Annotated in this window: 9 protein-coding genes; 5 read left to right on the plus strand and 4 right to left on the minus strand. The window is 49.8% G+C overall.

Annotation, left to right across the window (positions count from 1 at the left end):
• Window positions 1–3: 3 nt before the first annotated feature.
• Entirely contained in the window at window positions 4–1341 is a 1338-nt protein-coding gene (locus FDW88_RS07045; protein ID WP_212732607.1) for a DUF2272 domain-containing protein, read from the minus strand.
• A 76-nt stretch (window positions 1342–1417) separates the two neighbouring features.
• The gene (locus tag FDW88_RS07050; protein ID WP_135911977.1) at window positions 1418–2329 is read right to left on the minus strand and encodes a hypothetical protein; all 912 of its coding nucleotides are present in this window, start codon (window positions 2327–2329) and stop codon (window positions 1418–1420) included.
• 354 nt (window positions 2330–2683) lie between these two features.
• Here FDW88_RS07050 and FDW88_RS07055 point away from each other — a divergent pair, with 354 nt between their 5' ends.
• Both FDW88_RS07055 and blaGIL read left to right on the plus strand, forming a co-directional pair.
• Entirely contained in the window at window positions 2684–3790 is a 1107-nt protein-coding gene (locus FDW88_RS07055; RefSeq protein ID WP_137362285.1) for an alpha/beta hydrolase, read from the plus strand.
• 209 nt (window positions 3791–3999) lie between these two features.
• Window positions 4000–4860, plus strand: a complete 861-nt coding sequence (gene blaGIL, locus FDW88_RS07060) for a GIL family class A beta-lactamase (protein ID WP_346342210.1) — start codon at window positions 4000–4002, stop codon at window positions 4858–4860.
• A 155-nt stretch (window positions 4861–5015) separates the two neighbouring features.
• Here the strand turns inward: blaGIL and FDW88_RS07065 are convergent, their stop codons facing one another.
• Window positions 5016–5228, minus strand: coding sequence for a hypothetical protein (locus FDW88_RS07065; RefSeq protein ID WP_096756927.1), 213 nt, complete (start codon window positions 5226–5228; stop codon window positions 5016–5018).
• Window positions 5229–5843: 615 nt separating this feature from the next.
• Here FDW88_RS07065 and ldhA point away from each other — a divergent pair.
• Entirely contained in the window at window positions 5844–6833 is a 990-nt protein-coding gene (ldhA, locus tag FDW88_RS07070) for a D-lactate dehydrogenase (RefSeq protein ID WP_137362286.1), read from the plus strand.
• Window positions 6834–6945: 112 nt separating this feature from the next.
• The gene (gene hslJ, locus FDW88_RS07075; RefSeq protein WP_115258361.1) at window positions 6946–7365 is read left to right on the plus strand and encodes a heat shock protein HslJ; all 420 of its coding nucleotides are present in this window, start codon (window positions 6946–6948) and stop codon (window positions 7363–7365) included.
• A 13-nt stretch (window positions 7366–7378) separates the two neighbouring features.
• On the opposite strand, the gene FDW88_RS07080 is transcribed toward hslJ, so the two are convergent.
• Entirely contained in the window at window positions 7379–7645 is a 267-nt protein-coding gene (locus tag FDW88_RS07080) for a DUF333 domain-containing protein (RefSeq protein ID WP_096756923.1), read from the minus strand.
• 274 nt (window positions 7646–7919) lie between these two features.
• On the opposite strand from FDW88_RS07080, the gene nifJ reads away from it, so the two are divergent.
• Window positions 7920–11444 carry a pyruvate:ferredoxin (flavodoxin) oxidoreductase gene (gene nifJ, locus FDW88_RS07090; RefSeq protein WP_137362287.1) on the plus strand — a complete coding sequence of 1175 codons (3525 nt, stop codon included), beginning with the start codon at window positions 7920–7922 and terminating at the stop codon, window positions 11442–11444.
• Window positions 11445–11872 lie beyond the last annotated feature (428 nt).

Raw genomic sequence — 11872 nt, forward strand, 5'->3', positions numbered from 1 at the left:
TTTTCACTCTCCGCGATACCCCATGATGGCAAACAGCGTTTCCCCTCCTTGTACACCGCTGGCAAGGAACCCGTCGGCGGTGAGCGCCAACGGGCGTCGTGTCACCGAATTACCAACATTACCGCCAATAATTTCAATCTCATTAGTGCCAACGGAAACAACTAAGTCGGTGTGACTGCTGTAGTTACCAAGATGCTGATGATCGTAATCAACGACCTTATCGGGATCGCGATCCCAACACACCAGGTCCCCAACCTGCGGTTTACGTTCGTTCAGTCGGTATCCCCAGTACAACGCCGTGGCGTTACCCTGATTTCGGTCGCGGATAGATTTGCTGATATACGTCGCATGCGAAGCAGAGTAGGAAAAACGCTCTCCCGCGCCAGCCTGACGCATGACCCATGAAATAAACGCCGCCGACCACGGCCAGTCATGATCTCGCCCGTCCAGGTCGTCCCGCCCGATTTTTGCCCAATACAGGCCAACACGTTGCCACCAGTCATCCTCACCTTCTTTGTGTCCGGAATGAATAAGGCCACCATTACGGTTGTAGCGCTGTTCGCCAAAAAAATGCCACTCTTCAGCTGCGAACGACGCGGCGTGATCCGCAAAACCAGAGACGGGTGCTTCCTCGCCAAAATACGGAACGCTGGGTTGTTCCACCGGAGGTATCGACGTCTGAGGGACTGATATATCGGGTGAGGGCCCGACGAGTATACCGTTGGCGTTAATGGGGACCTGCGAAAGATCCCAGTTGCCACGATCTATTTCAAATCGCAAACATTTTGTACGATAAACGGTAGGATGAAGTTCGGGGTTGCTATGGTTGGCTAACCATGAATTTCTCACTTCAATATACTGAGAAATCCAGGTGTGCTCATCACCGCCACTGGCTGGAGGCACCTCACGAAACTGGGCGCGCAAGAACGTCAAAATAGTGCCGCTATGAACAAACGAGTCATAGATAACCAGCAGTGAGAGCGCATCTTTAAAACCAAAGTCCTGTGCCCATTTCAGCGCAGGCAGATAATAGCGCTCATCAAAGAACCGATCCTGTACCGATTTCATTATCGGGTCATCGCGCCCTGCTCGTCGTAATAAGTCCTTAAACGGTTCATTGTCAACCAGTGCGATATTGCCTATCTTTGCAACAAACGGAGCAAGATCGGCACTGAATCGCCCGTTTGCATTAACGTAACGGGTCACCAGATCCTGCAATTTGCTGTATTCCGTAGTTTGTGAACGACCGTAAGTGATCTGCCTGATCCCGTGAGGACCATCATGGAATATTGCAATAGCCGAGTAATCGCCTTCGGCCGAGCCGGTTTCAAACGCATTCAAAACTCGTTCACAGAGACTTTTCTGTGCTGGCGTAAGTATCATGATGCCCTCTCTGTCGATAGTTAATCGTTACACTTCATTTACTTTTCGGGCTGTCGGATTTACCCGGCTCTGCGGGTTTTGGGCCTGTGGAACGGACTTGCATAACCCGTTGAAGAATATCGAACCAGAAAGGTCCGCCGAGTGAGACAGCGAAAATAGTCACCAGCAGCCCCACCACTTTTGCCAACCATTCAGCAGCCCCTTGCGGCCATCCTTTCCAGCCCAGTTCGAAGCCTGCAGACTGCATAACGGCAATCGCGTGGTTATATTTATCTTCAGCAGTCGTGATGCGGTCCTGGTCCTGAACCTGATTTTTCGCCTCATTGACTTCTTGCCGCGCGATCGCCACCATTTTTTCTCGAACATCAGGATTGGAGGCCAGCACCGTCGCAAGATTGAGGCTGTCAATATTCCCCCCCAGAACCAAAGCGGTGGCGACAATCAACGTGATGGTCTGCATTTTTCGCTTATACCAACCCGAGGCGCGATCCATTACCGCATCAAACTGTTTTGCGACCGCGTTGCGAAACGTGACCGCGTTATTGCCCGTTTGCGCCACCACTGTTTCTAGGATGCCTTTGATCCGATTATTTTTGGCATTTCCCGGCAGGGCGTTCACTCCAGCAGAGAGCGTTGCCATCGCACTTTTGCTGACAACTAACGCCTCCACGACTTGCGCGACAATGTCTGGGGGAATATAGGAAGGACGCCCCTGCTTTCCTTTACTTAGAGACTGAATTAACGGATGTTCAAAAAACTGAGTAATAAATTGCTGATTTTGCGCCAGATCGCCTGAAAGGAACTCGTTCAGCGCCACGTCAAGATTTTGACTACGAATACGGGTCCACGCAGAAATAGCTTCAACAATCGCGGTACACGCTATCCCAAACATGAAATACACAGTCATCATCCCAATTAATACATCAAGCGTCTCAAGTCCAAACATGGTGTCTCCCTCATGGTGAAGAGCGTTTGGTCAGCCTCCAGCAGAACCATGCTGGTTGCTTCCTGAAAATATGAGTCAGAAGCAGTGAGTATTCGGTAAGAAGTTCGTAGTAATTACTGGTGCGGTATCAATCAGAAGTCGTATGTCCTTTGGCTAACCACATGCGTTATCTAATAAATAGACACTAATAAAATATTATTATTCTGCCGACTCAAATTAAAACCATTTTATTAATGTTATTCCCTGCGGAAATACGTAAATCTTAATTACCCGTTTAATTTCAGACGGTAATGCTCAGAAAAACACCAATAAGGCAAAAACACTCCAACCAAATTTAAAGCAAGGTTAAGTCAAATGAAAACATTAAAATACATAGCACTCAGTATTTTTATAGCTATACTAAGTGGTTGCGGTGCGTCTAATACTGGTGTTACCAGTATGGCATCTAGCAGCAATGAAATAAATATATTAGCTAAAAAACCAGATTATGCCATTGTCAAGGTATTGTATGCCACCGATAGAAATTATAACAGCGGCGCACCACCCAACCAATCATATGGAACCAATAGAGCCTCAATCTCCTATGGGTTATGTGAAGTTAGCATTCCTCGACACCACATTACAGGAATAACTGAACAACCTTCATTTTTTAAACTTGAGTTCAAAGAAGATCCCAAAAAACACGTAGCCTTACTTGGTGTAACACCTTTAGCTAAAAATATTTTTTTCAATTATCTTGCATCCACAGTAAAAAATACACCAGAGAAAAAGACTTTCATTTTTATTAATGGGTATAATGTCTCATTCGCCGAGGCAGCCAGAAAAACAGCTCAAATATACTATGATTTAAGTATCGATATGGTTCCTGTTTTTTATAGTTGGCCTTCACAGGCCAGAACCTCTGCTTATACTATTGATGAGCAAAATGCTGAGTGGACACAAACCAACCTAAAACATTTCCTTATCGATTTTATTGAGAAATCCGATTCAAAAAATATCTACCTGATAGCCCACAGCATGGGTAATAGAGTTTTATCGCGGGCGGTTATTGATGTATTGAATACAAATCCAGATTATCGAAATCGTATAAAAGAGGTCATTCTAACTGCTCCTGACATAGATGCCGATGTTTTCAAACGAGACATTGCCCCTGCACTGGTGGCACAAGGAGAACCTGTTACTTTGTATGCTTCATCAACGGATAAGGCGTTAGCCGCATCTCAGGCGATACACCGTTATCCGCGAGCGGGTGATTCGTCTACTGGTTTGATTTATTATCCTGGAATAGAATCGATTGACGCAACCAGCGTTGATACTAGCTTTATAGGCCATAGTTATCCAAGCGAAGAACGTTCTGTGCTTTCAGATATTTTTTATCTTATTAATGATAACAAGCGGGCATCCCAACGCATCGGGCTAAGCTACGTTGAAGCTGGACAATACTGGAAAATCAATAAATAGGTAATGAATTCAAACGTTCTGAATACCACAGGTATACCTTGTTCGGCGATAGTAGACTCCTGGAGACAAGAGTCTACTATCAGTACGAATGTCCATAGCCAGGAACGACCATGTAAAAGCTAATCCTCATGTATCGGGCCAAATTTAACTTTATGTATTTGCTATTTTTCCAGTTATGTTAAGGCATCGCCCCAAGGAAGAATATAACTATGCCCCACTTTCGTCTGGCCCTTATCCCATTACTTACCGCATTTTGTCTGCCCGCGTTTGCCCACCCAACAACGCTGAATAAAGTCAAAGAAGCAGAAAGCCAGCTCACCGCACGCGTCGGTTATGCCGAGCTGGATCTCACCAGCGGCGAGATTCTGGAAAGCTATCGCCTGCAAGAACGTTTTCCGATGATGAGTACATTTAAGGTTTTACTCTGCGGCGCGGTGCTCGCACGCGTTGACGCAGGAAAAGAGCGGCTGGATCGTCGCATCCCGTTCAGCCAGCGTGATCTGGTCGAGTACTCGCCAGTTACAGAAAAACACCTGACCGATGGCATGACCGTCGGCGAATTATGCGATGCCGCCATCACAATGAGCGATAACACGGCGGCAAATCTACTGCTTACGGCCATCGGCGGTCCGCAAGGATTAACCGCGTTTCTGCGCACAACCGGCGATCGGGTGACCCGACTCGACCGCTGGGAACCCGAATTGAACGAAGCGCTACCCGGCGATAAACGCGATACGACGACACCTGAAAATATGGCGCAAACGTTGCGCCAACTGCTCACCGGAAAAATCTTGACGACGACATCACAGCAGCAACTCACCCACTGGATGGTGACGGATAAAGTCGCGGGGCCACTGTTGCGCTCGGTACTTCCGGCAGGCTGGTTTATAGCCGATAAAACAGGTGCCGGGGCACGCGGTTCTCGCGGGATCGTCGCGGCGTTAGGGCCGGACGGTAAGCCTTCCCGTATCGTGGTGATTTACGTCACCGAAAGCCAGGCAACAATGGAGGAGCGAAACAGACAGATTGCGGGGATTGGGGCGACGCTGATCCAACATTGGGATGAGTAAAATTGCCTCAAGACAACGGTACGTTGTTACGCGCGACAGCGGAAATATAAAAAATCAGGGAACTGAGTTGAGTCATCTGCAGTGCATCGCGCGATTCCCCGTTGTTCTGTCTGCTCTTAAGACATCTATTAACGGGGACGCGGAAGCGTTCAAACTCAGTGATGGCGCAGTTGTCCATCGCTATGTTTAGGTCCGATACGACCTGCTTCTATCAGAATTTCCTCTATGAGCTCTTCGAGGCACGCCTTGCCATGATGATCGCAGACAAGATGCACCTGCCGGGAAATTTCTTCAGGTTTCATACCATCACATAATGCAGCCTTCAGCATTAAGGTGGCCCAGCGTTTTGCTTCAGAGTGAGTTAACATGACCCCTCCTGATATGTGATACCTGTATAAGCGTAGCTGCCTGAAGGTAATTCACCTGGCTTTTTATCCGCGTTACAGGCTTAACGAACGTGGAGGAGATCGACGTGTCGGATGCTGTTACGGCACGACAACACCACACGGTTTATTGGACTCGGCGATGGGGGTACTTAGGTCCCGGCCATGTCACCCTCACACATGATCAGCATGAATGGAGCACGGGCAACCAGCGACGGTAATCAAGCATATTGCGAAGCGGTAGAATCAGCAGCGTAAAAAGCCAAACTCCCAGCCTTTACCAATCCGGAACTATATCGAGAGTTTTAAAAATCCGGTTTCAATATGAGTGGCTAACCACATTAAGGCTATGAAAAGATGCGCCTCTCGCTCATCATTTCCGAATCTGCCCAACATACCCAAAGGTAGCAATGCTTAACGGCAGGACGCCCAAAGGAGTACATATACTAAGACAAGTGGTTTAAATCCAGCAATGTACCCACATTAAGAAGAGATGCTCTAGAATTATTCATTATATCTATGACTATCAATTGTTTTTTGGATTTTGTAAAATAATTTGAATTGGATTAATGTGATTTCAGAATCACTGGAGAAAGTCTTATGAAACTCGCCATCTATAGTACTAAACAGTACGACAAGAAGTACCTGCAACAGGTTAACGAGGCTTTTGGTTTTGAACTTGAATTCTTTGACTTTCTGCTGACCGAGAAAACGGCCAAAACAGCCCATGGCTGCGAAGCGGTGTGCATCTTCGTCAACGACGATGGCAGCCGCCCGGTTCTGGAAGAACTGAAAAAACACGGGGTGAAGTACATTGCCCTGCGCTGCGCCGGATTCAATAACGTCGATCTGGACGCCGCCAAAGAGCTAGGTTTGCAGGTTGTGCGCGTTCCGGCCTATTCGCCGGAAGCGGTCGCCGAGCATGCGATTGGTATGATGATGACGCTGAACCGTCGTATCCACCGCGCGTACCAACGCACTCGTGACGCCAACTTTTCTCTGGAAGGCCTGACTGGTTTTACCATGTACGGTAAAACCGCCGGGGTGATCGGTACCGGTAAAATTGGTATTGCCGCGCTGCGGATCCTGAAAGGCTTTGGTATGCGTTTGCTGGCGTTTGATCCCTATCCAAGCGCTGCGGCTCTTGAATTAGGCGTTGAGTATGTCGATCTCAGCACGCTGTTTGCGGAGTCAGACGTCATTTCCCTGCACTGTCCGTTAACGCCGGAAAACTATCATCTGCTCAATGAAGAAGCCTTCGCGCAAATGAAAAGCGGCGTAATGATCGTTAACACCAGTCGCGGAGCCCTTATCGACTCACAGGCTGCCATTGATGCCCTGAAAAACCAGAAAATTGGTTCTTTGGGTATGGACGTGTATGAAAATGAACGCGACCTGTTCTTTGAAGATAAGTCCAATGATGTTATTCAGGATGACGTATTCCGTCGCTTGTCTGCCTGTCATAACGTGTTGTTCACCGGGCACCAGGCATTTTTAACGGCCGAAGCGTTAACCAGCATTTCGGAAACAACCTTGCAAAATTTGGCCCAGATTTCCAAAGGCGAAACCTGCCCGAACGCCCTCTTCTGAAAATGCCGCTCCCCTGCATTCGGGGGAGCATTTTCAGATAACCCCTGATGATAAATCCGACAGTATCATTATTATATTGATTGTATTCCCGTCACTAACGTAGAGAAATTCAATGAAGAAAATTGTCACGTTGATTGCGCTCAGCATGCTTATGGCTGGCTGTGTGAGCAATGGAAAAGTTTCCGTTAATCGCGAACAGTTACAGCACCACCGTTTCGTTCTGGAGAGCGTGAACGGCAAACCGGTCACCGTTGCGAAAAATCAACCCGAATTGAGTTTTGGTGAAAATATGACGGTGTCGGGAAAAATGTGCAATCAATTCACGGGCCAGGGCAAGCTGTCTGACGGCGAATTGAAGGTGAAAGACCTGGCGATGACCCGCATGATGTGCGCCGACCCACAGCTGAACGCACTTGATGGCGTTATCAGCGACGTGTTTAAGCAAGGCGCACAGGTCGATTTGACGGCTAACCAGTTAACACTGGCGACGGCAGAGCAAACACTGACGTATAAACTGGCAGACTTAATGTAATTAACGCGGAGACTTAATAGTTCCCGCAACTCCCGGCGGCAAGCGACTGTTCACTGCAGCGTTTGCCGTTAGGTAAAGCACACATCCCGATGGCGGAACCATCCAGTTGACGTGCAATCGACAACGAACCGCCAATCATAGCGCAGTTTGCCTCACCAGAACCCGACATTGCAGCCTTCATGCCCGGCGCGACGTGAGCGGCCGTTGCCTGCTGAACAGGTTCACTGCTGCAAGCCGATAATAATAACGCGGCACACCCTACCCAAAACGCTGCGCGCATCTCACTCCCCTCTAAAAAATAACCCAACGACACAGCCCTAAATAATAGGCAGCAGAAACACTGTCGTCGAGAGGTAAAGTGCGCATTTATGCGCCCTGTTTACATTTTCTGGCAATTTTTTGACGGCTCCTTTGATCAAACCATTCATTCTGTTTATTACAGGGACACAAATGCGAAAATGTGTCCAGATGGCTTTTGCTAAAATAGAAAGATAACTACAGGACTCGTCGTCGTTTTGCGGGTCCCTCTTTTTGCGCAATGTAAGGGTGTCAGTATGCAAACAATTGACGGTAATGGTGCGGTTGCTTCGGTTGCATTTCGTACCAGCGAGGTTATCGCCATCTACCCGATTACGCCGAGTTCGACGATGGCGGAGCAGGCCGATGCCTGGGCCGGGAACGGGCTAAAAAACGTCTGGGGCGATATACCTCGCGTTGTGGAGATGCAGTCGGAAGGCGGTGCCATTGCGACCGTCCACGGCGCGTTACAAACCGGGGCGCTGTCTACATCTTTTACCTCATCGCAAGGTTTATTGCTGATGATCCCGACGCTGTACAAACTGGCCGGTCAACTGACGCCGTTTGTATTGCATGTTGCGGCACGTACGATTGCCACCCATGCGCTGTCGATTTTTGGCGACCATTCCGACGTGATGGCCGTTCGCCAGACCGGCTGTGCAATGCTGTGCGCCAGCAGCGTTCAGGAAGCGCAGGATTTTGCCCTGATTTCGCATATCGCCACGCTGAAAAGCCGCGTCCCGTTTATTCATTTCTTTGATGGTTTCCGCACCTCACATGAAATCAATAAAATCGTACCGCTGGCCGATGACACCATTCTTGGACTGATGCCGCAGGCGGAGATCGACGCCCATCGTTCTCGCGCGCTGAATCCGGAGCATCCGGTGATTCGCGGCACCTCGGCTAACCCGGATACCTATTTCCAGTCACGCGAAGCGACAAACCCGTGGTACAACGCGGTTTACGATCATGTCGAACAGGCGATGAACGATTTCGCCACCGCAACGGGTCGCCAGTACCAGCCGTTTGAATACTATGGTCATCCGCAGGCAGAGCGCGTCATCATTCTGATGGGCTCCGCCATCGGCACCTGCGAAGAAGTCGTGGATGAGTTGCTTACCCGTGGCGAAAAAGTCGGCGTACTGAAAGTCCGTCTGTTCCGTCCGTTCTCAGCCCGACATTTACTGCAGGCCTTGCCGGAAACCGCACGCAGCATCGCCGTTCTTGATCGCACCAAAGAACCCGGGGCCCAGGCTGAGCCGTTGTATCTGGATGTCATGACCGCGCTGGCCGAAGCCTTTAACTGTGGCGAGCGTGAAACGCTACCGCGTGTAATTGGCGGGCGCTATGGCCTTTCCTCGAAAGAGTTTGGCCCGGACTGCGTGATGGCGGTGTTTAATGAGTTAAGCCACGCCAAACCAAAATCGCGCTTTACCGTCGGCATCTATGATGATGTCACCAATCTGTCACTCCCCCTGCCAGAAAACACCCTGCCCTCCACCGCAAAACTCGAAGCCCTGTTTTACGGATTAGGCAGCGACGGCAGCGTGTCAGCGACCAAAAACAATATCAAGATTATTGGTAACTCGACGCCGTGGTATGCGCAGGGTTATTTCGTCTATGACTCGAAAAAAGCCGGCGGCCTGACGGTGTCCCATCTGCGCGTCAGCGAAAAACCGATCCGTTCGGCGTATCTGGTGTCGCAGGCGGATTTTGTTGGCTGCCATCAGCTGCAGTTTATCGATAAATATCAAATGGCAGAACGCCTGAAGCCAGGCGGTATCTTCCTGCTCAATACGCCGTACAGCGTGGATGAGGTGTGGTCACGTCTGCCGCAAGAAGTTCAGGCAGTTCTGAACCAGAAGAAGGCCCGTTTTTACGTGATTAACGCTGCCAAAATCGCCCGTGAATGCGGCCTGGCAGCACGTATTAACACCGTAATGCAAATGGCGTTTTTCCATCTGACACAAATTTTACCCGGTGATAGCGCACTGGCGGAACTGCAGGGCGCAATTGCAAAAAGCTACAGCAACAAAGGTCAGGATCTGGTTGAACGTAACTGGCAGGCGCTGGCGCTGGCACGTGAGTCGGTCGCCGAAGTGGCTCTTCAGCCGGTTGATCCGCACAGCGCCAACCGACCGCCAGTGGTCTCCGATGCCGCGCCTGATTTTGTGAAAACCGTGACGGCGGCAATGCTCGCAGGTCTGGGTGACGCACTGCCCGTCTCCGCACTGCCGCCAGACGGTACCTGGCCCATGGGCACCACGCGCTGGGAAAAACGCAATATCGCCGAAGAAATCCCTATCTGGAAAGAAGAACTGTGTACACAGTGCAACCACTGCGTTGCCGCCTGCCCGCACTCGGCAATTCGTGCCAAAGTGGTTTCCCCGGAAGCAATGGCAGACGCCCCGGCTAGTTTGCATTCGCTGGATGTGAAATCCCGCGATATGCGCGGTCAGAAATATGTTCTACAGGTCGCGCCTGAAGATTGCACCGGCTGTAATCTGTGCGTGGAAGTCTGCCCGGCGAAAGATCGTCAGAATCCAGAGATCAAGGCCATCAATATGATGTCCCGCCTGGAGCATGTCGAAGAAGAAAAAGTGAACTATGATTTCTTCCTCAACCTGCCAGAGATCGACCGCAGCAAACTGGAACGCATTGATATTCGCACCTCACAGCTGATCACCCCGCTGTTTGAATATTCCGGTGCCTGCTCAGGCTGTGGCGAAACGCCGTATATCAAGCTGCTTACCCAGCTGTACGGTGACCGCATGCTGATCGCCAACGCAACCGGGTGTTCATCGATTTATGGCGGAAACCTGCCCTCCACACCGTATACCACCGATGCAAACGGCCGTGGACCAGCCTGGGCAAACTCTCTGTTTGAAGATAACGCCGAGTTTGGTCTGGGCTTCCGCCTGACGGTGGACCAACACCGCGTTCGCGTCATGCGCTTGCTGGAACAGTTTGCCGATAAGATCCCGGCTGAGCTGAATGATGCCTTGCACGCAAAAGCCACGCCGGAAGTTCGTCGCGAGCAGGTCGCCGCACTGCGCCAACATCTGCAAGGTGTTGATGGCGCACAGCAACTGTTAACCGATGCCGATGCACTGGTTGAGAAATCAATCTGGCTGATTGGCGGTGACGGTTGGGCCTACGATATTGGCTTTGGCGGGTTGGACCATGTCCTGAGCCTGACCGAGAACGTTAACATCCTGGTGCTGGATACCCAGTGTTATTCCAACACCGGCGGGCAAGCCTCGAAAGCGACACCGCTTGGCGCGGTCACCAAATTTGGCGAACACGGTAAGCGTAAAGCACGTAAAGATCTGGGCGTCAGTATGATGATGTACGGTCATGTTTACGTCGCACAGATCTCGCTGGGAGCGCAGTTAAACCAGACGGTGAAAGCGATTCAGGAAGCAGAATCTTACCCAGGTCCGTCGCTGATTATTGCCTACAGCCCGTGTGAAGAACACGGCTACGATCTCGCCCTGAGTCACGATCAGATGCGCCAGCTCACGGCCACCGGATTCTGGCCGCTGTATCGCTTTGATCCGCGTCGCGCTGACGAAGGTAAACTGCCGCTGGCACTGGACTCTCGCCCACCGTCAGATGCGCTGGCTGAGACTTTGATGAACGAACAGCGCTTCCGCCGCCTGAATGCACAGCAGCCGGAGGTGGCAGAGCAGTTGTGGAAGGATGCGACCGCAGATTTGCAAAAACGCTATGACTTCCTGGCGCAGTTGGCGGGAAAAGCCGAAAAAAGCAGTACCGATTAATACGTTCAGTTAAGTATTAATCTGGAATAAAAAAAGCCCGAACAGATGTTCGGGCTTGTCAATTTATTCGCTGGCTAATCAATTCTGGGACAACTCTCCAACGAAAAATAAAACGTGACAATAAAGGCATATAACCCGCGCAGAATATCCCAACAAAATTAACTTGTATAATATTTATTTTATATACTTAATCATTAATTCATTCACCACGATTATCATCATTTCCGTGGAATTATTTGTTTAAGATTTTACTTAAGGCGTAACAATTCATATTTATCTCTTTACGGAACTTCTCCTTTAGCATGCGTTAACACCCTACATGGGTCGTCGCAGGTAAATAAAAAAACTAAAGGATTATTTCAATGAACAGAAAAGTATTGGCCCTTGTAATTCCTGCTCTGTTAGGGAAGGTGCGAATAAGCAGGTCA

The organism is Citrobacter sp. wls829 (assembly GCF_005280825.1).
GTDB lineage: Bacteria > Pseudomonadota > Gammaproteobacteria > Enterobacterales > Enterobacteriaceae > Citrobacter > Citrobacter gillenii.